Consider the following 24,193-nt stretch of genomic DNA (forward strand, 5'->3'; position numbering starts at 1 on the left):
ACCGGCTGAGAGGAACTCCGACATGAAGGTCATCCGCAGGTCGCGACACCGCAGCGTCGCCTTGGGGGGCGGGGTGGCCGCCGTCCTGCTCGCCGCTTCCGGGCTCGCGCTCGGCGCCTCTCCCGCCGTCGCGAGCGGAGCGCAGGCGCACCCGGCGGCCGGGGTCACCGTGTCGCGCGGTGGGGCGCCGCGGATCGTGCCGGTGGTCGTGCGGCAGACCGGGGAGGCCGTCGTCACGCTCAACTCCCGCGCGCCCGGGGTGTCCTGGGGGACGGCGGGCAGCGAGTCCGCCGTCGTGTCGGCGTACGTGGACGGGCGGTACGCGACCGACATCGTGATCCCGTCCGACCAGCCGATCTCCCGCAGCTTCTCGCTCGGGCACCTGAACCGCGGGCTGCACCTGCTGACGTTCCGGTTCGCCGCCGACCGCTCGCCGAAGGGTGCCGCCCGCGCCCAACTCAGCGACGTGGACGTCCAGTCGTACGGCGAGAACACCGACGAGGCGCTGGTCCTGCGCAACGCGCCCGTGCTCTACGGGCGCGACCTGCCCGAGTTGGGCAGCGCCTTCCAGAGCAGCACCACCGACAGCCCGCTCTTCGAGTACCACGAGATCCTTCCGGCGACGGCGCCCGGCCACAAGGTGATCCAGTACACCGTCATCTGGACGAACGAGGACGGCGGCACCGACTCCCCGGCCCTGATGGCCCGTTGGGGCCGGACCACCGACATCGAGTGGGCCTACCGGGTCGAGGTGGACGCCAAGGGCGAGCCGGTTCCCGGCAGCGGGGTGTACCAGGCGGCCAACCACCAGACGCTGGCCTTCGCCGGCCGGCTGGAGGGCGACCGGCCGCGGCTGGAGACCTGCACGTCCAACAACAACCTCTGCGACACCGTCGACGACAGCATGCGGTTCTCGCTCGCGCCGACCCAGTCACTGCCGGCCGGCCAGCCGCGCGAGCACATGATGGACGTCAACCCGTGGCTGTACCCGGTCATGGCGCAGGAGATGACCCGGGAGGGCAAGATCGAATCCCCCTCGGACCCGGCCACCCCCGAACTCGGCGACCAGCGCGCCTACTTGTACCTCGCCGTCACCCACACCGCGGCCCCGTCCGCCGACGCCGCCGACGTGGGCCTGTCCATCGGCGTACGCCTGAAGGGCGACCCGACGCTGTACCGCTCCGACCACGCCATCCCGACCTCGTCCATCACCCGTGAGGGCGCGGCGGCCACCACCGTCGAACTCCCGCCGGGTACCCAGGAGTCGGACGTCGCCGAGGTCGTCGCGCTGCGCACGCCCGTCGTGGAGACCGGTGCGTCCCTGACCGTGACGGGCGTCAGCCGCGCGTTCCTCCTCCAGCAGGACTACCTGCCGGCCGACTCGTTCATCACCTGGACCGGCAGCACGACCCTCACCCAGCAGACCCCGACCGCGACCCTGTGGTCCGCCACCGGCTGACCCGGCCCCACCCCGCCACGTACCCGGGCGGTGCCCGCCAACCGGCGGGCACCGCCCAACTGCCGCCCCGCGCAACCCAGCCGGCGGCCCGCGTCGGTCAACTCGTCAGCCCGCTCACCGCGTCCCCCATGTACTTCGCTCCGAGCACCGCCAGCAGCGTCATCATGATCGCCGCGTTGTGGGCGGACATCCAGGCTTTCCAGCCGCCCAGCACCTGGGCCGAGCGGGTGCCGCCGAGGAGGTACACCGACAGCGGGACGATCGTGCAGAGGGAGCCGATCAGCACCATCACCACCGCCGCGACCGTACGGCCGCCGGGTGAGCCGCCGCTTCCGGCGATGGACAGGGCGCCGCCCACCGTCAGGACGAGGTTCTTGGGGTTGGCCACGGCCAGTGCGGCGGCCAGGCCCGCGGCCTTGAGCGGGGTGAAGGTGTCGAGCGCCTTCATCCAGCCGGGGGTCGAGGCGGGCTGCCCCTCGGCGGGACGGCCGCGCCACTGGAGCACGGCCATGGCCAGGAAGAGGACGCCGAGGCCGAGTTTCACCCAGAGCGTCCAGGTGGCCGGGTCGCCGTCGCCCGCGGAGGCGCGTCCGCCGGAGGACGCCAGGAGTACGGCGGTCACGACGACGCCGAGCGCGACCGCCCAGGCCGCGGTGAACGCGAGCCCGTTGCTACGCGCGCGAGGCGTGGCCAGCATCAGGACCATGGCGATCAGCGGGACGGGGCTGATCGCGATACCGACCGCCGAAGCCAGGATCTGCCCGATCGCGTCGCCCATGAGCCACTCCCGGTGGAAAAGTGCAGGTCAGGTCAGTCAACGGGGTGGGCGCCGGCGCCGCGCGCCGGGCCGAGCCGTACGGGTGAACGTCGCCGGGTCCATGACATCCCGGCCGCCGCACCCGCACCCGCGCCCGCGCCCCCCCGGCCCCACCCCCGCGTCCGCCCGCCCCCGCCCCCGCCTCCCCAACCCGCCCCCGGATGGACCACCCAAGTGGCCGCCCCACCCCCCATCCGTCAGCGTGGCAGTGCCCCAGCCCGCGCCGCCGACCACGAACAGCGGCGCCGCGAACCGCAAGCCGCCGGGGCCGAAACCGCAAGCCGCCGGACCAGCCGCACCCCGAGGGAGCCCACCATGGCCGAGCCCACCGACCCCAAGACGGCCGACTCCAAGGCGGCCCAACCGGGCGTCGCCACCGGCAACGCCGCCGTCCGCGACCGCTACCCCTTCGACGACACCCAGGACTTCGACGACGCCAAGCGCGGCTTCATCGGCACCGCCGACGACCCGACCGTCCGCGGCAGCGACGGCAGCACCGTATGGGGCCTGGACTCGTACGGCTTCCTCGACGACGACTGCCCCGACACCGCCAACCCCAGCCTGTGGCGGCAGGGCCGGCTGGTCGCGCAGCACGGCCTGTACGAGGTGGTCGAGGGCGTCTACCAGGTGCGCGGCTTCGACCTGTCGAACATGACGCTGGTGGAGGGCGACCGCGGGGTGCTGGTGATCGACCCGCTGATCAGCGCGGAGACGGCCGCCGCCGCCCTGGCCCTGTACCGGCGGCACCGCGGCGAGCGGCCGGTGACCGGGGTGCTGTACACCCACAGCCACGTCGACCACTTCGGCGGCATCAGGGGCGTGATCACCCAGGACGACGTGGACGGCGGGGTGCCGGTGATCGCCCCCGAGGGCTTCCTGGAGCACGCGGTCAGCGAGAACGTCTACGCCGGTACGGCGATGGGTCGCCGTGCCGCGTACATGTACGGTGCCGCGCTGCCCAAGGGCGCGCGCGGCCAGATCGGCGCCGGGCTCGGCCAGACGACCTCCACCGGCTCGGTCGGGCTGATCCCGCCGACCCTGGACGTCACCGCCACCGGCCAGACCGAGACCGTGGACGGCGTCCGGATGGTCTTCCAGCTCACCCCCGGCACCGAGGCGCCGTCCGAGCTGAACGTCCACCTGCCCGACCACAAGGCGCTGTGCATGGCGGAGAACGCCACCCACAACCTGCACAACCTGCTGACCCTGCGCGGCGCCCAGGTCCGCAACCCGCACGTGTGGGCGCACTACCTCACCGAGACGATCGCGCTGCACGCCGGCTCCGTCGATGTCGCCTTCGCCTCGCACCACTGGCCGGTCTGGGGCCGCGAGCGGGTGCTGACGTTCCTGTCGGAGCAGCGCGACCTGTACGCGTACCTGCACGACCAGACGCTGCGGATGCTCAACCAGGGCATGACGGGGCTGGAGATCGCCGAGGAGATGACGGTCCCGCCGGCGCTGGAGCGGGCCTGGAACACGCACGGCTACTACGGCTCCGTCAGCCACAACGTCAAGGCGGTCTACCAGCACTACATGGGCTGGTTCGACGGCAACCCGGCCCACCTGTGGGAGCACCCGCCGGCCGAGTCCGCCAAGCGCTACCTGGACTTCATGGGCGGCGCCGACGCCGTCGTGCGGCGCGCCCGCGAGTCGTTCGCGGCGGGCGACTACCGCTGGGTCGCCCAGGTGATCAACCACGTGCTGTTCGCGGAGCCGGACAACGCCGACGCCCGCGCCCTCCAGGCCGACGCGCTCGAACAGCTCGGCTACGGCAGCGAGAACGGCACCTGGCGCAACTTCTTCCTGATGGGCGCGCTGGAGCTGCGCAAGGGGCCGGTCGGCACGCCCACCGCCGTCGTCGCCCCCGACCTGCTGGCGGCCCTCACCCTCGGCCAGCTCTTCGACTCCCTCGCCATCAGGGTTGACGGGCCCCGCAGTTGGGACGCCGATCTCACCATCCGGTTCAGCCTGCGCGACGGCGATCCGGCCGTCCTGCGGCTGCGCAACGGCGTGCTCGTCCACATCACGGGGACCACCCCCGAGGCGCCCGAGCCCGACCTCGACATCGCCCTCGCCGAGGCGGACCTGCGGGCCCTGCTCCTCGGCACCGTCCAACTCGACGCCCTGACGGCCCAGGGCCGCGCCGAGACCACCGGCGACCCCGGCAAGCTCGCCGAACTCCTCGGCCACCTCAGCGCCCCCGACCCCGACTTCGCCATCGTCACCCCCTGACCGGCTCAGGAACGGCCCCGCGCGGAGGAGGCAGCTGATGCCGGACGACGTGCCCCCCGGCAACGTCCCGTCCAGTGACGTGCCGCCGGACGACGTGCCGCCCGGCGCCCCCGGGCGGCGGAAGGTCGACGGCGGCAACCTCCGCACCACCCTGGCCAACGAGCGCACCCTGCTGGCCTGGTCCCGTACGGGCCTGGGCCTGCTGGCCGCCTCCTTCGCCGTCGTCAAGCTGACCGGCATCACCCCGAGCGGGCTGCGCCTGGCGCTCGGCGCCTACCTCGTCGCCCTGGCGACGGGCGTCACGGCGGCCGGCTACGTGCAGTGGCGGAACCGGCAGGCGCGGATCGGCGGGCCCGAGCCGCTGACCAGCGGGCTGGGCGCGCTGCTGGTCACCGTGGCGATGTTCCTGCTGGCCGGCTTCGTCGTCGCGGTGATCGTGGTGGCGCCGTGAAGCGGGGCACCGCGCTCAGCGGCCTGGGCAGGCTGGGCAGGCTCGGCGGCCTCGGCGGCCTGAGCGGGGACACCGCGCGCGGCGACATGCTCGGCGCGCTCACCGCGTGGGCGCTGATCGTGCCCGAGTGCGTGGCCTACGCGCAGATCGCCGGGGTGCCGCCGCAGAACGCCTTCTACGCCGCGCCCGTCGCGCTGGTCGCGTACGTCCTGCTGGGCCGCTCCCGGTTCCTGATCATCGGGGCGACGTCGGCGGCGGCCGTCCTGTCCGGGGCCACCGTCGCCGACGTCAGCTCCGACCCGAAGCAGGCGGTCGGGCTGTCGGCGGCGCTCGCGGTGATCGCCGGCGGTGTGCTGCTGGCCGCCGGGATCGCCCGGCTCGGGTTCGTGACGAACTTCCTGGCCGAACCGGCCCTGTACGGCTTCCTGTTCGGGATGGCGCTGACCATCGTCGTCCGGCAGGCCGCGAAGATCGTCGGCGTCTCCAGCGGCGACGGCCAGTTCTTCCCCAGGCTGTGGACGGTGCTGCGGCACGCCCCCGACTGGTCGCTCGCCTCGCTCGCGGTCGGCGCGGTGGCGCTGGCCGCGCTGTTCGCGCTCGAACGGTTCCTGCCCCGGATCCCGGCCTCGCTGGTCGTGCTGGTGCTGGGGCTGGTGGTGTCGGCGGCGGCCGGGCTGAAGGACCACGGGGTCGACGTCGTGGGGAAGATCCCGTCGGCCGTGCCCGTGCCGCACCTGCCCGGCATCACCGCGGGGGACTGGTGGAAGCTGGCCGCCGGGGCGTGCGGGGTGGCACTGGTGGTGTTCGCCGAGGCGTTCAGCATCGCCTCCCGGTTCGCCCGCGAGCACGGCGACGAGGTGGACGCCAACCGGGAGATGGCCGCGGTCGGCGTCGCGAACATCGCCGTCGGGCTCTTCCGCGGCTTCACCGTCTCCGGCAGCGCCTCCCGCAGCGCCGCCGCCACCAAGGCCGGCGCCCGGTCCCGGCTGACGTCGGTGATCGCCGCCGGTCTGATCCTGCTGACGGGGGCGTTCCTCACCCCGCTGTTCACCGACCTGCCGGAACCGGTGCTCGGCGCGATCGTCATCGTCGCCGTCCGCGGCTTCCTGTCCACCGCCGAGCTGCGCCGGTACGCGGCGGCGGACCGGGCGAGCCTGTGGGTGGCGCTGACCGCGCTGGTCGGGGTGCTGCTCTTCGACTTGCTGCCGGGGCTGCTGCTGGCCGTCGCGCTGTCGCTGGTGCTGTTCATCGCCGCCGCGAGCACCACGCACCTGTCGGTCCTCGGCCGGCTGCCCGGCAGCCGCCGGTACGGCGACACCGAGCAGCACCCCGACGCGACCACCGTCCACGGCGTGCTGGCCGTCCGCCCCGACGGCGCCCTGTTCTTCGGCAACGTCGACCGCACCCGCCGGGACGTGCTCGCGCTGGCCGCCGCGATCCACCCGGCGCCGCGGGTCGTCGTCCTCGACCTCAGCGGGACGTACCACCTCGGCATCCCCGTCCTCGACACCCTCGACGAGCTGCGCGACAGCCTGGACCGGCAGGGCACCGAACTGCACCTGGCCCGGCTGCGGGCCCGGGCCCGGCGGGAGTTCGACCGGCACCACCTGGCGGGGCGGTTCGCGCCCGGGGCCGTGCACGCGAGTGTCGAGGACGCGATGACGGCGGTGGGCGGGCCGCCTGCGGGCGGGCGGGGGTGACGGGGTGATGCGCGGCTTCGGATCGTCCGGGCGCGGCGACCGCGCGTCCAGGCGGGGCCGCCGCGGCTACCGGCGCGCGGCACGCGCCGCCTGGCCCAACCGCGGGCTGGCCCTGCTCCTCGTCGCCGGCGGTGCGCTGCTGGGCTGGTGGCTGCCGCACGCCGAACGCTCCCGCCACCTCGGCGGGCTGTCGTACGACCCGTCCGCCGCGCAGGCCACCCTCGGCGCCATCGCGTCCGGCGTGATCACCCTGACCGGTTTCGTGCTCACCGCGGTCACCCTGGTCGTGCAGTCGGTGCAGGCCATGTCGCCCCGACTGGTCGGCGTGCTGGGCTACTTCGAACGCTCGCTGGTGCTGTTCGGCGCGCTGACCGGTACGGCCGTCTACGCGCTGGTCGTCCTCGCGCAGGTGAGCGACGAGCATGTGCCGCGCCTGTCGGTCACGTTGGCGATCGTCTTCGTCGTGCTGTCCAGCGGGGCGATCCTGCGCAGCCTCGCCGAACTGCGCGAAGTGGTCACCGGCGGCGGCCTGGTCCGCACGGTGGGGCTGCAACTGCACGCCGCTCTGGACCGGGAGTGGCGCGAGCCGGAGGGCCCGGCCGCCGGTCCGGGGAACGCCGACGGCGAGATCGCCGCGGACCAGGCGGGTGTCGTCCAGCGCGTCGACGGGGCCGCGCTCGCCGCGACCGCCGCCCGCCTCGGGGTCCGCGTCACCGGCCTGGTCGCCGTCGGCAGCTACACCGAACCCGGCGCGCCGCTGCTCCGCGTCAGCCCCGCCGCACCGGCCGCCGGCGCCCGCGAGCTGGCCCGTGCCGTGCGTGTCGGGCCGGCCCGGCACATCGAGCACGACCCCGCCTACGGGCTGCGCCTGCTGGTGGACGTCGCCATCCGCGCGCTGTCGCCCGCCGTCAACGACCCCACCACCGCCGTCCAGACCCTCGACCAGATCGAGTCCGTCCTGCTGCGGATCGCGACCCGCCCGCTGGGCCCCGCCGTCATCCGCGACGCCGACGGCACCGCCCGCGTCACCCTCGCCCGCCCCGGCTGGGACGTGCTCCTCGACCTCGCGCTCGCCGAGATCCTGCTCTACGGCGCCGACTCGCTCCAGATCCAGCGCCGCCTGCGCGCCCTGCTCGACACCCTCACCCGCGCCGCCCCGCAGCCCCGCGCCACGTCCTTCGCCGCCTACCGCGCGGCCCTCAACCGCACCGCCCAAACCCTCCCCGACCCCTCCCTGACCACGACGGCAACCACCCCCGACCCCCAGGGCCTCGGCGGCCCGCCGCCGTCCGACCGGGCCTGACCGGGGGACTGCCCGGTGCTTAGGCGGCGAATCTCATCCACTCGGTGATTCCTCTGATGCTTCATGGAGGGTCGCACCGATGCCGTCAACGATGGCGGTGGTGACAATGGACTGGATCACGAGGTGATCGGTGATCTGCTCCATCGACGGCACAATGACATGCTCCGCATTGTTGCGCCGCAGGAAGTAGACGAGATCTGACACGTTCGTCGTTCCGTCGCCGTACTCATAGTGGGTTGCCATGATTTCGAGCTGCTGCGAAACGGCGTACTCCTCCATCCGGCGCTCGATGACCTGGATTTCCTCGTCCTCCATGGCACGGGGAACGCGCATGTACCCGTAGGCCACGGCCCGGCCGGTCGCCGTCATGCCGCCGACCCCGACTCCGGCGTCAGCTTGGCCCAGACGACCTTGCCACCCGTGTCAGGACGGTGAACGCCCCACTTCTCGCTGACCGCTCGCACCAGGAAGAGGCCACGGCCGCACTCCGCGTCGTCCGACTGCTCCGGCACGGCCGGCCTGCCGTCGCCCCTGTCCCAGACCTCGATGAACAGGCTGCCGTGCAGCAACCGCAGCTGCACCCCGATGACGTGATCTGCCGTGACCGACTGCCACTTCGGGCACGGCTCGGCGCTGCCGGTTGCCCTGACGGCGTTGGTGACGAGTTCGGAGACGATCAGCTCGGCGCTGTCGGTGAAGTCCGCGAGCTGCCACGTACGCAGCATCTGCCGGACGAAAGCCCGCGACATGCCGACGGCCGTCGGCGTCGCGGACAGCTGAATGCGCGAAACGCAGAGAGTCGTAGGCGCCGTCACCGCACGTCCACCTCGGACAACTGGATGTCGGCGCAGTGCACCTGGTAGGCGGTCAGGTGTTCCCGCAGAACCCGGCCCGTTCCGAAGTGCTCGGTGGACGGCACCAGCACGGCGGTGTCACCGACGAGTCGAAGCTCGGTGAGGAGTTCGGTCAGGACGGCGGTGCTGCCCTCCTCCACCTCCTGGTAGATGACGGCCAACTCGTAGCCCTCGTTCTGGGCCCAGCGGAACAGCCGTAATTCGTCCTTCATGGTCTCGGATTCCGGTGTCGCCTCATACGCGCGCATGTAGCCGTAGATGGGTCGCCCCATGTCTCGCCTCCCTGGTGAGTGGGCGCGGGCGACGGCGTTCCGTCCAAGCCCGTGCGCGCCCGAGGTGACGAACCGTGCAGGTGCTGTTTCGTCACGTCACTGAGTGAAGCACCGTCAGCCGGGTTTCTGCAAGACTACATTTAGAGTCATCATCAGAGAATTATCGAACACTAATATCAGTATTGTGAATCGGATGTTGGGGTGCTTTCATATCGAGTGAAAGAGTGCCCCGAAGGAGAAGGGTGGGACGTATGCCGGACGGAACGACGGGATCGACCGTGCCGCGCAGGCAGCTCGGGCGGCACCTTCGCGAACTGCGCAACCAGGCGCGGCTGACCGTGCGGGCGGCGGCCAAGGAACTGGAGTGGTCGGAGCCCAAGATCTGGCGCATCGAGACCGGCCAGACCTCGCTGCGCAGCCTCGACGTCGAAGCGATGTGCAAGATCTACGGGGCGCCGGCGGAGCTGGCCCAGGGGCTGATGGGGCTGGCCAAGGAGACCAAGGGGCGCGGCTGGTGGCACTCGTACGGTGACGTGATCCCCGAGACCTTCGACCTCTACATCGGGCTGGAGGAAGCGGCGGAGCGCCTGCAGCAGTACAGCGCGGAGTTGGTGCCCGGCCTGTTCCAAACTCCGGACTACGCACGCACGTTGATCCGCGAGGACAACCCCGGCGTCGAGGACACGGAGATCGACCGCCGAGTGCACGTGCGGATGGCCCGTCAAGCGCTGCTGACCAGGCTCACCAGTCCGGTTACGATGAAGGTGGCGCTCAACGAAGTCATCCTGCGTCGGCCGGTCGGAGGTCGCGAGGTGATGGCCGCACAGCTTGAACATCTGCTCGAACTGGCGGCTCTGCCTCACGTCTCCATCAGGGTGGTGCCGTACGAGGCGGGTCTGCATCACGGCTTGCTGTCCGGGTCGTTCACGATGCTGCGTTTCCCGCTCGGCGGCGACGGCAAGCCGACAGAGCCGCCCACGGTCTACGTCGACGGCTTCACCGGCGACCTCTACCTCGACAAGCCGAACGAGATCGAGCGCTACGACGGGGCGTTCCAAGCAATCTGGGCGCGTTGCCTGGAACACGAGGACACCATGCGTCTCCTTCAGCAAGCAGCAAGGGAGCTAAGGCAGTGAAGAGTTCCGACCTGGTAGGGGCGGTGTGGCGCAAGTCCAGCCGCTCGGCGAACAACGGCCAGTGCGTCGAGGTCGCCTTCCTCGAGGACGGTCGTGTGGCGATGCGTGACAGCAAGGACAACGGGAACGGCTCCGCTCTCGTTTTCACCGCCGGTGAGTGGGCGGCGTTCGAAGGCGGCATGCAGGACGGCGAGTTCAAGCGGGTCTAGCCACCCGGCGTCGCGGATCAGCCGCCGACCTTTCCGGCGGCGATCTGCTGGCCCCGTACGGCGTCCACCACGATCGGGACGCCGTCGGGGACCTGGCCTTCGAGGTCGTGCAGCAGGTCGCCGACCGGCGGCAGGTCACCGGGGCCGCGGACGTGCACGTACACCGTTCTCGACTGGGTGTCGACGCTGGTGACGGACGCGCCGGGGGTGTGGGCGAGCCACTTCTCGGCCGCGTTCTTCGTCCGCGAGGTCCAGGTGTCGAGCAGCACGGTGGTGACGGTGTTGGCGACCAGCGGCAGCAGCACCGCCGTGAACAGCAGCCCGAGCATGACGTAGGCCCGGCGCGGGCCGTGCCGCTCGCCGGCGCGCTTGAGCCCGAGGGCGGCGAAGACCACCATGCCCGCGAAGACCAGCGCGAACAGGTTGGACAGGAAAAGCACCAGCGCGCCCAGCGCGAGCCACCACGACGTCTGCCCCGCGCACACACCCGTGACCACCAGCGGCGGCACCAGCGAGATCGCGATGGCCACCCCCGGCAGCACCGCGGCGACGTCCTTGCGGGACAGCGCCACCGCGCCGGCGAACCCGGTGGCCAGCGCGGAGATCAGGTCGAGCAGCCCGGGCGACGTACGGCCGGAGATCTGGCCGTTCGACAGCAGGTCGTAGGTGCGCGGCACCACCAGCGACGCCCCCGCCCCGACCAGCACCACCAGCAGGCACCCCAGTGCGACGAAGGCGGCGGCAGTGGTGCGGCGGCGCTGCACCGCGCCCAGCGCGATGCCCATGATCGGCGTGGACAGCGGTGCGATGATCATCGCCCCGATGACGGTGGCGGTGGAGTCCGTGAGGATCCCGCCGGCCGCGATCACCGAGGACAGCGTGAGCATGGCCCAGAACGCCGACTGCTTGGACCTGCTGTCCCCGGACGACAGATCCAGATCCTCCCGCAGCTCCGCCGGCGAGCGTCGCTGGCGGTCCGGCAGGACCCAGTCGCGGAAGTGGCCGAGCATGCGCCCAGTATCCGGACCGGGAGCGGCCGGGCGGCGCAGGGACACGGCACACATTTGGCCGGGTTTCCGGGGGTTCGGGGCCCCCGGAAACCCGACTGCTCGTGGTGCGCGCCCGAGAGCGCCGGTCAGGTGCAGGTCAGGTCACGAAGTGCCGGTCACGTGCACGTGCCCGCCGGGCGGTCGCGCTTGACCAGGTTGGTCCAGCCCGTCGTGCCGTCGAGCCACAGCACCTGCGTGCCGTCGCCCGCGGCGGGGAAGAGCTGGTCGCCACGGTCGCAGGAGACCCGCTGCGGGCCGCCGGTGCCGTCCGCGGCGAACTGGTAGAGCTTCGGCAGCGTGTCGTTGGCCCAGGTGGTGGCCGGCGGCACGCTGAGGACGGTGACCGCGGCGTCGGAGGCGGTGAGGGAGTAGCTGTAGAGGGCGGTCCCCCGGGTCTCCGGGTCGAGGGTGACGGGGCCGGAGCCGTCGAGGTTCGCCCGGTCGACCGAGAGCTTGCCGCCGTCGGTGGGGTCGGTGTCGGCGAGCCAGTAGACGCTGTTGGAGGTGACGGCGGTCTGGCCGATCCCGAGGGTCTTGTTCTTGTCGACGGGCATCAGGGTGACCTTGCCGGTGTTCAGGTCGGTGGTCTCCACGCCCAGCTTGTAGCCGTCGGACTCGGGCCAGAGCTTGGCGTAGGCGATCACCCCGGCGTGCACGGAGGGCAGCGCGGTGCCGATCTCGTACCGGCCGCCGTCCACCCAGGTGCCGTCGCCTGTCTTGATGTTGCGGTAGCCCACGTGCTGGCCGCCGAACGGGTCGGTCTCGGTGAACACCACGTAGTCGCCGTCGATGGCGACGGAGGTGATGTCCGTGACGGACCCGTAGACCGTCTTCACCGGGCCGCCGGCCAGCGGGCGCACCTTGATCGTGACCGAGGTGGGGCCGAAGTCGGCCCAGGCGACGTTCTTGCCGTCGGTGTCCGGATAGACGTTGTAGTCACCGTTGTTGGGGCTGACCAGGGTCGGGCTGCCCTTGCCGCTGGTGTTGCCCGCCCACACCGAGTACGGCTCGCTGCCGTCCTCGTTGCTCAGCGAGACCGCGTACTTGCCGCCGCCCGCGCCGAGGGTCGTCCCGACGGTGTTGACCTTGCCGACCAGCGTGTCGGCGTCCACGCCGAGCGCGGTCTCCCAGCCGGGCACGATGCCGTGCGCGGCGAACGCCCGCTTCACCGACTGCAACTGGGCCTTGGTGACGCCGAGTTCCTGCGCGGCGGCGATGACCGCGGCGCGGCCCTGGGTGAAGCCGTCGAGCGGGGTCATGTAGGCGGTCAGGGCGCGGTAGACGATCTGGTCGGCCAGGTCGCCGCCGAGGTCCTGGCGGATGTCCCACAGCGCGCCGGAGAAGATGGTGGAGTTCTCGTGCACCCCACCGTCGTCGTTCTGGAAGCTCGCGCCGACGAAGTTCTTCGACGTGGTCGCGCCGTCGTTCAGGTCGCGCAGCGCGCAGTCGCGCGGGGAGGCGGTGACGCAGAGGTCCTCGCCGAGCAGCGACGCGTCGGGGTCGGTCATCGGGATGTGGTTGGCGTCGTCGTCGATGGCGTTGCCGAAGTAGTCGGCGAGGCCCTCGTTCATGGCGCCCGACTGGCCGGCGTAGACCAGGTTCGCGGTGTTCTGGATGACGCCGTGGGTCATCTCGTGGCCGACCACGTCGGTGTCGGCGGAGAAGGTCCGGTAGTCGCCGCCGCCCTGGCCGTACACCATCTTGGTGCCGTCCCAGAAGGCGTTGTTGTAGGGCTGGCCCTGACTGACCACGCCGACCAGGGAGTAGATGAAGCCGCCCTTGCCGTCGAGGCCGTCCCGGCCGAACTTCGTGTGGTAGTAGTCGTAGACCTGACTGGCGCCCCAATGCGCGTCCACCGCACCGGAGTCGGTGTACTCGGGGCCGAGGTCGGTGGTCGGCGGGCTGAACGTCTTGATGCCGCTGGGCCAGGCGCCGGACGCGGCGGTGACCTCCGTGCCGCGGGCGTCGTACGTCGCCAGCATGACGTTGGTGCCGCCGGCGGCCCGGAAGCCGTAGTCGATCGTCTGGTAGGCGCCGTCGGTGCCCTGGTAGAGGTTCAGTTCGGTCTGCCGGCCGTTGTAGCGGACGCCGGTGCCCTTGACGACGAGCTGCTGCGGGACGGTGGCGGGGGCGGCCGGGGTGCCCGGCTGATCCGCCGGGGTGCTCGCGGCGGCGCCGGTGGTGGTGTTGGCCGCGGCGAACGTCTGGAGGGCGCTGTACTGGAACGCCGGGTAGCCGGAGTGCGCGTCCACGTACACCTCCTGGCGGACCGGTTCGCCGGTCCGCGGGTTGGTGCCGCTGACCGTGATGTGCCGGGTCAGCACGCCGTCGCCCTGGGGCAGTACGGCCAGGCCGTCGGCGGTGCCGGTGAGGGCCGGCCCGGCCCCTCCCACCGGCGCGGCGGCCAATGTCAGCGGGGCGGCGCCCAGTTGGCCGGTGACGGAACCGACCGCGCGGGTGATCGCGGTGCTCTCCGAGACCGCGGGCGTCGTGGTGGCCAGGTCCAGGTCGGAGAAGTACTCGCCGGAGGTACCGGTGACGGTGCGCTTGCCCGCGCCCGTCGTCATCCGCACGACGTACTGGCCGCCGAGCACCGGGATGCCGTCGTAGTCCTGCTGGAGGCGGACGGTCTCGTCGGTGCCGCGCTTGTCCGTCGACACCGTCTTCAGGTCACGCGCCGGATCGGCGATGTGGTAGCGGCTCTTCTTCCCCGCGAGGTGGCCGCGCGCGGCGTCGGCGGCGCTCGCCTTGGCGTCGGCCGCGTCGTGCAGTCCGGTGACCAGTGCCGGGGTCTGGGTCCGCGCGCCGGGGACGACGGAGGGGGCGGCGGACGGGGCGGCGGCGGGCCCGGAGTCCGCGTGGGCGGCCGGCATGGCGGTCATCACCAGTCCGGCCGCCGCGAACAGCGCCGCGAGGCCCTGGCCGACGGCCTTACCCCGCTTACCCCTTGTTCCCCTAGGGCCCGTCCATCCCCGCGACCGGCGTGCTCCGCCCGGCTCTCCCCCTGCCGCCGCCACGGATCTCCTGCGTGCTCGACTGCCCACGGTGTACCCCTCGGATGCCGGTGGTGCGTGAATGGACACCGTCATGCAAGTGGCCGCAGTGGCTGGTGAACAAGGCATCACGGCTGCCGACTTGTGGACGTACACACTTGTGTGGCCTGCGCGAACGGGCGAAGATCAACGGAGTGAGCGGCAACGGAACCCCCGCGGACTGGCAGGCTCTCGGGCTGGGAAGCGACGAACTCCGGGTCTACGAGGCGCTGTGGGACACCCCCGCGCCCTCCTCGGCCGACGCCGTCGCCCAGGCGCTCGGCCTGCCCGCCGGCCGGGTCGCGGACGCCCTCGGCCGACTCGGCGCGCACGGCTTCACGTTGCCCGCCGCCCGCGACTCCGAGCTCCCCCGCGCCGTCCCGCCGGCCACCGCGCTGCGCAACCTCGTCCACCAGCGCCAGTCGGAACTGTTGCGGAAGTCGGCCGACGTCGAGGCGCTGGCCGGCTCCGTCGACCGGCTCGCCGCCCAACTGCTGAGCACCGTACGGTACGCCCCGGCGCTCGGCATCGAGGCCGTGCACGGCCGGCAGGCCATCGCCGAACGGGTCAACTCGCTGCTGGCGTCGGCCAGTCACGATCTGGCGCTGCTCGACCGGCCGCCCTACGCGGCGAGTTCACCGGAGGGCACGCCCGCCCCGCTCGCCGTCACCGACGCGGTACGGCGCGGGGTGCGGGTGCGCACGGTGGTGGACCGGGACGGCCTGGACTTCCCCGGCCGGGCCCGCGGTCTCAACGAGCTGTCCGCGCAAGGGGTGCACATCCGGGTGGGCGTCGCGCTGCCCACGAAGCTGATCACCGCGGACCGGCGGGTGACGCTGCTGCCGCCGACCGACGCGGCCGACCCCACCGCGTCGGCCCTGGTGGTGAGCGACTCGCTGCTGAGCAACGCCATCGTGCCGCTGTTCGACGCGGTCTGGGAGCGCGCCACCCCCATCGGCTCCGCCTCGTACGGCGAGATCAGCGAGCAGGACCAGGAGCTGCTGACGCTGCTCACCTCCGGTCTGAAGGACGAGGCGATAGCCCGCCGGATGGGGCTGCACGTCCACACGGTGCGCCGCCGGATCAGCCACCTGCTGCGGGTGCTGAACGCCGAGACCCGCTTCCAGGCCGGGGTCCAGGCGATCCTGCGCGGATGGCTCCCGGTGTGAGCGTCCGCGCGTGCGCTTCCGAGAAGCGCGGCAATTGTCCCGATATGGGCTAGCGTCTCGCTTACGGTTCCCAGGTCCCCCGCCGTACCGGAGGTGTTCGCCGATGACGTCCGCGACCGATCGCTATCAGCAACTGGCCGGGCTGCCGCTGCCCGGGGGGTATCCCACCGAGGAGACCGCGCGGACGCTGGAGGACGAGCTGTTCTTCCAGCGGGCGGTGCAGGCGTATCTGTGGGCGCTGCCGGCCGTCAACGCGTGTGCGATGCGGGACGGGCTCGGGGCGGCGTTCGGCAGCGGGTACCACGTGATGTCGGTGTTCGAGAAGCGGCTGAAGCCGGGCACGCTGATCACCACCCCGAACTGCGACGTGATCTACGGGATGGCGTTCGCCGACCTCGGGCGGACCGGGCCGCTGGTGGTGGAGGCGCCGCCCGGCATCCAGGGACTGGTGGACGACTTCTGGCACCGGCCGCTGCACGGCCCGCTGATCGACGGCGTGCGGTTCCTCGGGGACATCGGCCTGCCCGGGCCCGACCGCGGCAAGGGCGGCCGGTACCTGATCGTCCCCGAGGGCGACGAGCCGCGGCGCGACGGCGAGTGGGACGACTACTTCGTCTACCGCAGCCCCACCGACAACATCTACTTCCTGCTGCGCGGCTTCTTCAGCTCCGTCGACGACCTCTCTCCCGGGGTCGCCTCGATCGAGGGCGTCCATCTGCACCCGCTGCACGGCGACGCGACGCCGATGCGCTTCGCGCACGCCTCGGACACCCCGGCCGACGCGCTGTACCCGCGCGACCTCGGCTTCTTCCACCTGCTCGACGCGTTCATCCAGGCCGACCGGGTCGATCGCACCGACCCCTACATGCACGGCGTCCTCGCCGCGCTCGGCATCCGCAAGGGGCAGGACTTCAGCCCGACACCCCGCGGGCGCGAACTGCTGGACCTGGCCGCGCGGACCGGCTGGAAGACGGCCAAGACGCTCGCCGCCGGCTTCGACCGCGAGCCGGGCGCCCTGTGGTGGGCCGACCGGCAGTGGGTGGCGCACGCCAAGACCGCCCAGGACGACTTCTGGCACACCCTGCTCGACGAGGAGTTCCGCGACCGCGCCACCGGCCACACCGACGTCAACGCCAAGGCGCACATGTTCGTCAACCACTACTCGATCAGCACCGGAATGATGAGCTCCGTCGTCGGGGCCGGCGCGAAGTACGCGAACACCTACCGCGACCACGACGGCGAGCTGCTGACCGGGGAGCGCACGTACCGGATCGACCTTCCGGCCGACCCGCCGTCCCGGCTGTTCTGGTCGCTGACGTTGTACGACGCCGAGACCGCCGCCGAGGTCGACGCCGAGGGCCAGACGTACTCCTCGCTCAACGGCATGAACGACATCGTCTTCAACGCCGACCGGTCCGTCACGATCCATGTCGGACCCGAGCGGCCCGAGGAGGCCGGCAACTGGATCGCGTCGGTGCCCGGGCGCGGCTGGTTCGCCCTCATCCGGTGGTACGGCCCCGATCAGGCGTTCTTCGACCGGCAGTACAAGCCGGGCGACTTCGTCAAGTCCGGTGACGGTCAGCCGGGTTGATGCCCGCGGTCTGCGGCTGACGTGAAGGGGCCGGCGGCGCTGGGTGCGCTGCCGGCCCAGGGGGTCAGATCCGTGCGCGCCACTCGGGAGTGCGCGCGCACGGAACCGGGGTCACCGCATCGTGCTCAGGGCCTTGTCCACTCCCGCGAGGGGGGAGCCGAGGCCGGTCACCGTGTCGTAGCCGGGGCCGGCCGTGCACTGGGTGCCGCACTCGCCGTTGGAGCCGGTGGTCACGTCGTTGAGCGAGCCGCCGAGGGCGTAGACGTCACGGTGGGCGGTGTCGCCCGCGGGGCCCGCGACGGCCAGGTGCGGCTTGCCGGACGTGGCGCGCAGCTGGTCGGCGGCGGTCAGGATGGCCGCCCAGACCGGCGCGGACAGGCTGGTGCCGCCGACCTCAAGCCACTCGGGGGTGCCGAGCGCCGAGGTGTAGACGGCCACACCGGTACGCGGGTCGGCCACGAAGCTCACGTCGGGGGTGGCCCGGTAGCGGGACGACTGGACGCCGTTCTGGTACGCCGGGCGCTTCTCGAAGTAGCTCAGGCCGCCGCCGGTCGAGGACCAGGCCGTCTCGCTCAACGTCTGGCCGGAGGCGTCCAGTTGGAGGCTGGTGCCGCCGATCGCGAGGGCGTTCGGGTTGGTGCTGGAGTAGCCGGCCGGGTAGCCGGCGTCACCGGTGGACTGGGTGCACACCGAGTCGGCGAGATCGCAGTGGCCGTCGTAGAAGGACTCCTCGGAGAACTCCGACATGCCCCAGCTGTTGCTGACGACCGCCGGATGCAGCGAGGCGGCCTTGTCCACGCCCTGGTAGAGGCCGGCCGCCGAGGCGTCGGCCGCCTCCACCAGCACGATCTTCGCGTGCGGCGCGACGGAGTGCGCCCACTCGATGTCGAGCGCGGCTTCCTCGTTCCAGCCGGCGTCGGCGGCCGGCTGGTGGCCGTCCGCGTAGACCTGCTGGAAGTCGAAGCAGTCGGTGCCCGCGGCGACGCTGTCGCAGGTGGGCGGCAGGTCGAAGTGCGCGGCGAAGTGGTTGAGGTCGTCCTTCGCCGCCGGGTAGTCGTAGGCGTCGACGATGGCGATGGTCTGGCCGGTGCCGTCACCGGTCAGGCCGAGCCGGGTCTTGATCTGCTGCGGGGTGTAGCCGGGCGCGGTCTCGGTGTCGTCCGCCGGGTTCACCTTGTACGTGGTCTGGACCCGCAGGTCGGGGGTCGCGGTGCCGCTGGGCAGCGCCGGGTTCTTGACGGCGCGGGCCGTCGGGTCGGTGGTGGACTTCGGGTCGGTGCCGGGCTGGGCGCCCTTGCCGAGCGGGGACTTGAGCTTCGCTGAAGGCGCCGCCGCCGCGTCGCCCACCCGCTGGACGGTCACGCCGTGCTGGTAGCTGTCGGTGGCGATGACATCGGCGCCGTACCCGCCGAGCGCCTCGTTCACCGCGTAGGCGGTCACGTCCTCCGGCAGGCCGATCAGGTCGGTGCCGGTGCCCTTGCCGAGCGCGGCGGGAGTGACGGAGCCGGCGTTCAGCGAGAAGCCGGCGGCGCTGGCGTCGAGGTAGGTGTCGAGGCCGAGGTCCGGGAAGGGCTGCGCGAACTGGTACAGGCCGCCCGCGGCGCCGACGAACGTCTCGTTGCCGCCGGTGGTGGTGGCGAACACGCCCTGCTGGAGGTTCTCGTTGACGCGGTCCCAGAAGGGGGCGCTGCCGTCGGCCGGGTGCACCGTGGCCGCGTAGGCGTGCATCTCGATCAGGCCGTACTTCTGCGAGGCGGCGAAGCCCTGGAAGGTGGCGGCGCCGACGGACACGTCCGTCGAGACGACCTTGCCGGTGTCCCCGTCCACGATCTGCACCAGGTGCGAGGAGGTGGGCTTGTCGCCGCCCCAGGCGAAAGCCACCCCGTGGCCGCCCGCGCCGGGGACGCCGGGACTGGCGAGCACGCCGCCCTGCGCCTCGATCCAGGCGGAGTTGGTGCCGCTCGGCCGCTGGTCCCACAGCTGGGCGCCGGTGGTGGCGTCCAGGGCGACACCGGTCGGGGCCGGGTCGCTGGCCCCGGTCGAGAACTCCGTGCGCGCGCCGCCGTATTCGAGGAAGACGCGGCCGTCCCCGTCGGCGGACGGCGTGGAGTACGTGACCTGCTTGCCCTTGGTGCCCGCGGGCTTGTAGGTCCACCGGGTGGTGCCGTCGGCGGTGTAGGCGCTGACTCCCTTGGTGCCACTGGCGATCACGCTGCCGCCGGTGACGGCGACGCCGAACTGCATCGCGCCGGTGCTGACTTGGGCGGTCGCCCGCCCCTGGTGCGGGTCGAGCACGGCGAAGCCGGTGGAGGTGGCCGCGACGAGCCGCTGCGCGGACTTCCCCTGCTTGTCGGCGACCGTCGCCAACTGCAGCTGGTGGACGGCCCCGTTGACGGCGCTGTGCCACAGGACGCGCGGGGTGGGCTTGTCGAGGTCGCGGCCGTCGAGGGCGAAGACGCCGTGGCTCTGGCCGCCGACGATCAGGTCCTTGACGCCGTCGCCGTTGACGTCGGTGGCCGCGGCGGCGTACTGGTCGCCGAGCAGCGGCATCGCGGTGCTGTCACCGCTCTTCGGCTCGGTGGTCCAGGCGTTGAGGTCGTAGCCGACGGTGAGCAGGCCGCCCCGGTAGGGCGTGACCTGGTCGGCGGCGACATCGCCCTCATGGCGCCAGGCGATGTCGCCGTCGCGCGCGTCGAGTGCGATGAGCTGGCTGTGGTAGATGCCCTCGGGCGCGTCCGGCGTCACGTAGGTGGGGTCGGCCACGGCCGCGACGACCTGGCCGTGCCCGCTCGGGTCGTAACTCAGCGACATGGTGGGCGCGTTGGCGCCGCCCACGGTGCTGGCGGTCTGGTAGTGCCAGACGGTCTCGCCCTTGTCGTCCCAGCCGGAGACGGTGCTCTGGCCGTCGCTCAGGTCCACCGGGTCGATGCCGAGCTCGGCCACCGCGTAGCGGGCCTGCTTGCCGTGCGCCTGGCCGTTGACGAGGAACGCCTCGGGGATGGTGCCCTCGCGGGAGGCGAGCACCTTGCGGGCGCCGGTGCGGGCGTTGACCGCGGTGAGGTCCCAACGGACGGCGTCGTAGGGATCGTTCTGCTCGGCGACCAGGACCCGGTCCGAGCCCGGGTCCTGGTGCAGGATCCGCGGGTAGCCCGGGGTCTTGGTGTCCACGGTGACCTGCCCGCCGGCGGCGTCGAGCACCATGACGTGCCCGGCGGCCGGACGCGGGCTGCCCAGGCCCATCGGGGTGTCGGTCCAGCCGACGGTGATCCGGCCGCCGGTCAGCGCCTCGACGTCGGTCCAACTGGCCCAGGGCGCCTTGGTGTTGTACGTCCAGGCGGTGCGGGCCTTGAGCTTCCCGCCGGCGGCCGGGGTCAGCGTGTAGGCGAGCAGCGAGCTACGGCTGTCGCCCTGCGCCGGCACCGGGTTGGCGTACCAGTCCGGGCCGGTGCGGTCGGCGACGATCAGCTTGCCGTCGGTGGCGAGCAGCGAACCGACGTACCCGGGCAGCAGCTGGTGCCACAGCATCGCGCCGCTGCGCCCGTCGAGCACGCTGACGAAGGTGCCCGACTGGAGCGTGGAGTCCGGGGTGGTGAAGTCGCGCGCCGGGCTGTCGCCCACGGAGTAGGCGACGGCGATGTCGGCCACCCCGTCACCGTTGAAGTCGGCCTGCGCGTAGGGGTGGGTGCCGATCGAGGACGGCTGGTACGGGTCGTAGCCCTCGTACAGGACCGGGGTGAACTCCTGGGCCTGGTACGGGATCACCGGCTTGACCTGCCAGTCGGTGTAGAGCGAGTGGCTGGTGCGCTGCCAGACCGGGTCGCCCTTGGCGTCGTAGCGGGTCACCGTGCCGCCGGAGAACACCGAGACCCAGTCGCCGGTGCCGCTGAGCGCGAGCGTCGAGGCGGCGCCGCGCGCGGTCTCCCAGCCGGCCGTCTGGTCGATCGCGGGGGTGGTGGCGGCGGGCGCGGCGGCTGCCGTGCCGGTCTGACCGGCCCCGGTGGCCGGGTCGGACCCGGCGGCCGGAGCGGCGGTGGAGCGCTCGGCGGTGGCGACGATGCCGGGTGTGCCGTCGCTGCGCGGGGTGTAGCGGTCGCTGAGCTTGGCCAGTTGGGCGGCGGTCAGCCGCAGCGGGGGCTTCTCCGCCGGGTCGGCATGGGCGGCGGGTACGGACAGTACGGCGGTCGCGGCGGCGAGTACCGCTGCCACCGCCACCGTACGTATGCCGGATATTCCGGATCTCATCGAGGCTCCGTCACTTGGTGGTCATCACCTTCGGGGGTGCTCGTACTGTTCCAGCCGGGCCGCCACTGAGGGGAGTGTGAGCGGTGGCCACCTGCGGCCAGCGGCCACTGGCGGCCACGAGCGGTAGGCTGCGGCGCTGCGACAACGCGGGAAAAGGGGTCCGGAGTGCTCGAATCGGTCGGTCTTGACGAGTCAACGGAGCGGGTCTACCGGCTGCTGCTGCGCCATGAGTCCCTCGCCGCGGGAGCGCTCGCGGAGCAACTGGGGATACGGCCGGCCCGCGCCCGGCAGATCCTGGACGCGCTGGTCGCGGCGGGACTGGCCACCTGCCGCCCCGGCCGGCCCGCCCACTACCTGCCGGTGGACCCGCGCACCGGCCTGGTGCGGTTGGTCCGCTCCCGGCAGGCCGCCCTGGAGAGCGTGCTGAGCTCGGCGGACGCCTACGCGGCCGAGTACCACGAGCGCCGGCTGCGGACCGACCCGCGGCTGCTGGTGGAGGTGGTCGAGGGGCCCGCGGAGATCTCCCGGCGGGTCCGCGAACTGACCGTCAGCGCCGAGCACGAGATCCTGGCCTTCGACGCGCCCCCGTACGTGACCCCCGACGGCACCGCCTCGGACTCCGAACGGACCGTGCTGGCCAGGGGCGTGAGCGTACGGGCCGTCTACGCCAGCGAGGTGCTCACCGTGCCCGCGCTGGCCGAACGGCTGCGCGGGCTGGTCGCGGCGGGCGAGCAGGCGCGGGTGCTGCCCAAGGTGCCGATGAAGATGGTCGTGGTCGACCAGCGCGAGGCGGTGCTGCCGCTGACCGCGAGCGAGGAGGGGACGCGCACGACCGCCGCGTTCGTCCGCAGGTCCCGGCTGTGCGACGCCCTGGTGGAGCTCTTCGAGGCCAACTGGGTGCAGGCCACACCGGTGTTCGACACCCCGGCCGCCGAGTCCGCCCCGCACCCGGAGATCTCCGAGACCGACCGCGCCCTGCTGCAACTCCTCAACGCCGGCCTGAAGGACGAGGCCATCGCCCGCCAGCTGGAGATGAGCCACCGCACCCTGCGCCGCAGAATCGCCGACCTGGTCAGACGCCTGGAGGCCACCAGCCGCTTCCAGGCCGGCACCCAGGCGATGCGCCGCGGCTGGCTGTAGCCCGCCCGGCTACCCGCGGCTGGCTGTAGGCCGGGCTACCGGCGGCGGCGCCGTACGGTCAGGTTGCGGCGGAGGTCTACGCGTCAGCGCGCGGTCCTGCTGACCGCCGGGGGCCGCCAACTGCCGTCGAGCGCAGCCTCGTCGGGCCAGTACGCGCGCAGGTACAGCGAGAAGCGCCCGTCGGGCGCGGGCAGCCAGTTGGCCTCGTCGCCGTCGGCCGGGGGACGGGCCCCGGCGTACAGCGTCAGCGAGCCGTCGTCGCCGTGGCTGAGGCTCTTGTTCTTGGTGCCAAGCGAGTAGCGGTGCAGCTCGTTGCGGTGGAAGAAGTGGTGCTCGTTGTACAGCGTCACCGACCAGAAGCCCCGCACCGGGGGGAGCGCGCCGGCCGGGAAGGTGAGCCGGTAGCCGTGCTCGCCGGTGAGCAGTTCCCCGCTCTCGTCCTGGTCCTGGTAGAAGTACGCGGTCTCGGTGGGGGTGTTGACGAAGATGTTCGCCTTGCCCATGGCGGTACGGCTCAGGTAGTCGCCGCCGAAGGCCGCGCCGTTGCGCTGGGTGCTCCAGTGGTGGTCGAGCGGCACCCCGATGTTGCGGAACTCGAACAGCTCCCGCACCAGCGTGGTGTCGGCGTCGGCCGCCGCGTCCCGCAGCACCTTCGCCGCGCTCTCGTCCTCGGCGGCCCGCGCCACCAGCGACCGGAACACCTCGTGCAGCGCCTCCTCACCCGGGCGGGCGGGGACCTCGTCGAGGATCGCGGGGAGCGCGTCGAAGAAGGCCGCGGGATCGACCCACTGGGTCTCCTGCTCGCCGCCGGTCGCGTCGCCCGCCGGGAAGGACGGCGCCTGCGACCAGTCCGTGCTGCGCGGCTGCCCGGTGTACTCGGCCAGCGGGTACATCATGACCTGGTCGACCAGCGGCTGGACCGCGGCCCGGTCGGCGTCGGTGTCGTTCATGAAGACCCGCGGGATGCACACCGCGATCCGGGTGTCGAACCGGAACACCCCCGCGATGCCGTCGGGCACCTCGCCGTCCCAGCCCTCGGCCGCCAGCAGGTAGCAGCCGGGCTTCGTGCCGTACATCGAGCCGAGCCGCGCGAAGGACTCGGTGCGCTGGTCCACCACCTGGTAGACCCAGAACCGGTCGGCGAAGTCGGGCACCTGGATCACCGAGGGCCCGCGCCGCGCGTCCATGATCCCGAAGCCGTAGACGACGTCCTGGTTCGGGCAGGCCACGATCCGCTCGTCCGGCGCGATGTAGTCGTGCAGCATGCCCACCGTTCCCGGCGGCCCGGCCGGCACGACCCCGCCCAGCAGCCCGGGGACAGGCAGCTTCTCCATGATCGTCAGCCGGTTGTGCATGTTCACCAGTGGCCAGCCCCACAGGTAGGCGACCCGCCCCATCGTGCGCAGGTACTCGTCGGTCATGCGCGATCCGGGAACGGGGCCCGGCAGCGGGGCGGCGGCGTCAGACGCGGAGGGGGACATGAGGCCACGGTAGGAACGCCGCCGGGCCGGTGCCCACCCTGGCTGGGCCGTACGGG

The 24,193-nt window shown here is 72.3% G+C and carries 18 protein-coding genes; 10 read left to right on the forward strand and 8 right to left on the reverse strand.

Annotated features, from left to right (window positions below):
- The first annotated feature begins 22 nt into the window (after positions 1 to 22).
- Positions 23 to 1,459, forward strand: coding sequence for a hypothetical protein (locus tag ACQPW6_RS20845; RefSeq protein ID WP_433891172.1), 1,437 nt, complete (start codon positions 23 to 25; stop codon positions 1,457 to 1,459).
- Positions 1,460 to 1,556: 97 nt separating this feature from the next.
- On the opposite strand, the gene ACQPW6_RS20850 is transcribed toward ACQPW6_RS20845, so the two are convergent.
- Positions 1,557 to 2,237: a GAP family protein gene (locus ACQPW6_RS20850; RefSeq protein WP_433891173.1), complete on the reverse strand. Its 681-nt coding sequence runs from the start codon at positions 2,235 to 2,237 to the stop codon at positions 1,557 to 1,559.
- Positions 2,238 to 2,591: 354 nt separating this feature from the next.
- Here ACQPW6_RS20850 and ACQPW6_RS20855 point away from each other — a divergent pair, with 354 nt between their 5' ends.
- From ACQPW6_RS20855 to ACQPW6_RS20870, 4 genes are read left to right on the forward strand one after another with little or no spacing between them, the layout of a single operon-like run.
- Positions 2,592 to 4,508 (forward strand): alkyl/aryl-sulfatase, encoded by a 1,917-nt coding sequence (locus tag ACQPW6_RS20855; RefSeq protein ID WP_433891174.1) that lies wholly within the window; start codon positions 2,592 to 2,594, stop codon positions 4,506 to 4,508.
- A 37-nt stretch (positions 4,509 to 4,545) separates the two neighbouring features.
- Positions 4,546 to 4,959 (forward strand): YidH family protein, encoded by a 414-nt coding sequence (locus tag ACQPW6_RS20860; RefSeq protein ID WP_433891175.1) that lies wholly within the window; start codon positions 4,546 to 4,548, stop codon positions 4,957 to 4,959.
- Positions 4,956 to 6,659: a SulP family inorganic anion transporter gene (locus ACQPW6_RS20865; RefSeq protein WP_433891176.1), complete on the forward strand. Its 1,704-nt coding sequence runs from the start codon at positions 4,956 to 4,958 to the stop codon at positions 6,657 to 6,659. Before ACQPW6_RS20860 ends, ACQPW6_RS20865 begins: the two co-directional genes overlap by 4 nt.
- 7 nt (positions 6,660 to 6,666) lie before the next feature.
- Entirely contained in the window at positions 6,667 to 7,962 is a 1,296-nt protein-coding gene (locus tag ACQPW6_RS20870; protein ID WP_433891177.1) for a DUF2254 domain-containing protein, read from the forward strand.
- 33 nt (positions 7,963 to 7,995) lie between these two features.
- On the opposite strand, the gene ACQPW6_RS20875 is transcribed toward ACQPW6_RS20870, so the two are convergent.
- From ACQPW6_RS20875 to ACQPW6_RS20885, 3 genes are read right to left on the reverse strand one after another with little or no spacing between them, the layout of a single operon-like run.
- Positions 7,996 to 8,331 (reverse strand): hypothetical protein, encoded by a 336-nt coding sequence (locus ACQPW6_RS20875; protein ID WP_433891178.1) that lies wholly within the window; start codon positions 8,329 to 8,331, stop codon positions 7,996 to 7,998.
- A complete protein-coding gene (locus ACQPW6_RS20880) occupies positions 8,328 to 8,777 on the reverse strand; it encodes an ATP-binding protein (RefSeq protein WP_433891179.1) in 450 nt (149 codons plus the stop codon). Before ACQPW6_RS20880 ends, ACQPW6_RS20875 begins: the two co-directional genes overlap by 4 nt.
- Positions 8,774 to 9,088: a hypothetical protein gene (locus ACQPW6_RS20885; RefSeq protein ID WP_433891180.1), complete on the reverse strand. Its 315-nt coding sequence runs from the start codon at positions 9,086 to 9,088 to the stop codon at positions 8,774 to 8,776. The genes ACQPW6_RS20880 and ACQPW6_RS20885 overlap by 4 nt, the downstream gene beginning before the upstream one ends.
- A gap of 251 nt (positions 9,089 to 9,339) precedes the next feature.
- Between ACQPW6_RS20885 and ACQPW6_RS20890 the strand changes: the two genes are divergently transcribed.
- The gene (locus ACQPW6_RS20890) at positions 9,340 to 10,224 is read left to right on the forward strand and encodes a helix-turn-helix domain-containing protein (protein WP_433891181.1); all 885 of its coding nucleotides are present in this window, start codon (positions 9,340 to 9,342) and stop codon (positions 10,222 to 10,224) included.
- Positions 10,221 to 10,433: a DUF397 domain-containing protein gene (locus ACQPW6_RS20895; protein ID WP_433891182.1), complete on the forward strand. Its 213-nt coding sequence runs from the start codon at positions 10,221 to 10,223 to the stop codon at positions 10,431 to 10,433. The genes ACQPW6_RS20890 and ACQPW6_RS20895 overlap by 4 nt, the downstream gene beginning before the upstream one ends.
- Before the next feature lie 17 nt (positions 10,434 to 10,450).
- Here the strand turns inward: ACQPW6_RS20895 and ACQPW6_RS20900 are convergent, their stop codons facing one another.
- Together ACQPW6_RS20900 and ACQPW6_RS20905 are read right to left on the reverse strand one after the other, a co-directional pair.
- Entirely contained in the window at positions 10,451 to 11,443 is a 993-nt protein-coding gene (locus ACQPW6_RS20900; protein ID WP_433891183.1) for a DUF389 domain-containing protein, read from the reverse strand.
- A 155-nt stretch (positions 11,444 to 11,598) separates the two neighbouring features.
- Positions 11,599 to 14,364, reverse strand: coding sequence for a M4 family metallopeptidase (locus ACQPW6_RS20905; RefSeq protein ID WP_433891184.1), 2,766 nt, complete (start codon positions 14,362 to 14,364; stop codon positions 11,599 to 11,601).
- Between the two features lie 305 nt (positions 14,365 to 14,669).
- Here ACQPW6_RS20905 and ACQPW6_RS20910 point away from each other — a divergent pair, with 305 nt between their 5' ends.
- Positions 14,670 to 15,683, forward strand: coding sequence for a helix-turn-helix transcriptional regulator (locus ACQPW6_RS20910; protein WP_433891185.1), 1,014 nt, complete (start codon positions 14,670 to 14,672; stop codon positions 15,681 to 15,683).
- Between the two features lie 103 nt (positions 15,684 to 15,786).
- Entirely contained in the window at positions 15,787 to 17,274 is a 1,488-nt protein-coding gene (locus tag ACQPW6_RS20915; protein WP_433891186.1) for a DUF1254 domain-containing protein, read from the forward strand.
- Between the two features lie 111 nt (positions 17,275 to 17,385).
- Here the strand turns inward: ACQPW6_RS20915 and ACQPW6_RS20920 are convergent, their stop codons facing one another.
- Positions 17,386 to 21,516: a S53 family peptidase gene (locus tag ACQPW6_RS20920; RefSeq protein ID WP_433891187.1), complete on the reverse strand. Its 4,131-nt coding sequence runs from the start codon at positions 21,514 to 21,516 to the stop codon at positions 17,386 to 17,388.
- Positions 21,517 to 21,681: 165 nt separating this feature from the next.
- Here ACQPW6_RS20920 and ACQPW6_RS20925 point away from each other — a divergent pair, with 165 nt between their 5' ends.
- Positions 21,682 to 22,656 (forward strand): helix-turn-helix domain-containing protein, encoded by a 975-nt coding sequence (locus ACQPW6_RS20925; RefSeq protein ID WP_433891188.1) that lies wholly within the window; start codon positions 21,682 to 21,684, stop codon positions 22,654 to 22,656.
- 83 nt (positions 22,657 to 22,739) lie between these two features.
- Here the strand turns inward: ACQPW6_RS20925 and ACQPW6_RS20930 are convergent, their stop codons facing one another.
- Positions 22,740 to 24,137: a DUF1254 domain-containing protein gene (locus ACQPW6_RS20930; protein WP_433891189.1), complete on the reverse strand. Its 1,398-nt coding sequence runs from the start codon at positions 24,135 to 24,137 to the stop codon at positions 22,740 to 22,742.
- Positions 24,138 to 24,193: the final 56 nt, after the last annotated feature.

The organism is Streptomyces sp. CA-111067 (assembly GCF_050956065.1).
GTDB lineage: Bacteria > Actinomycetota > Actinomycetes > Streptomycetales > Streptomycetaceae > Actinacidiphila.

What these genes read in the sequence shown, in the direction of transcription:
- ACQPW6_RS20845 (WP_433891172.1), top strand. Translation starts at nt 23, where the DNA reads ATGAAGGTCATCCGCAGGTCGCGACACCGCAGCGTCGCCTTGGGGGGC.
- ACQPW6_RS20850 (WP_433891173.1), bottom strand. Translation starts at nt 2,237, where the DNA reads ATGGGCGACGCGATCGGGCAGATCCTGGCTTCGGCGGTCGGTATCGCG.
- ACQPW6_RS20855 (WP_433891174.1), top strand. Translation starts at nt 2,592, where the DNA reads ATGGCCGAGCCCACCGACCCCAAGACGGCCGACTCCAAGGCGGCCCAA.
- ACQPW6_RS20860 (WP_433891175.1), top strand. Translation starts at nt 4,546, where the DNA reads ATGCCGGACGACGTGCCCCCCGGCAACGTCCCGTCCAGTGACGTGCCG.
- ACQPW6_RS20870 (WP_433891177.1), top strand. Translation starts at nt 6,667, where the DNA reads ATGCGCGGCTTCGGATCGTCCGGGCGCGGCGACCGCGCGTCCAGGCGG.
- ACQPW6_RS20875 (WP_433891178.1), bottom strand. Translation starts at nt 8,331, where the DNA reads ATGACGGCGACCGGCCGGGCCGTGGCCTACGGGTACATGCGCGTTCCC.
- ACQPW6_RS20885 (WP_433891180.1), bottom strand. Translation starts at nt 9,088, where the DNA reads ATGGGGCGACCCATCTACGGCTACATGCGCGCGTATGAGGCGACACCG.
- ACQPW6_RS20890 (WP_433891181.1), top strand. Translation starts at nt 9,340, where the DNA reads ATGCCGGACGGAACGACGGGATCGACCGTGCCGCGCAGGCAGCTCGGG.
- ACQPW6_RS20900 (WP_433891183.1), bottom strand. Translation starts at nt 11,443, where the DNA reads ATGCTCGGCCACTTCCGCGACTGGGTCCTGCCGGACCGCCAGCGACGC.
- ACQPW6_RS20905 (WP_433891184.1), bottom strand. Translation starts at nt 14,364, where the DNA reads ATGACCGCCATGCCGGCCGCCCACGCGGACTCCGGGCCCGCCGCCGCC.
- ACQPW6_RS20915 (WP_433891186.1), top strand. Translation starts at nt 15,787, where the DNA reads ATGACGTCCGCGACCGATCGCTATCAGCAACTGGCCGGGCTGCCGCTG.
- ACQPW6_RS20920 (WP_433891187.1), bottom strand. Translation starts at nt 21,516, where the DNA reads ATGAGATCCGGAATATCCGGCATACGTACGGTGGCGGTGGCAGCGGTA.
- ACQPW6_RS20930 (WP_433891189.1), bottom strand. Translation starts at nt 24,137, where the DNA reads ATGTCCCCCTCCGCGTCTGACGCCGCCGCCCCGCTGCCGGGCCCCGTT.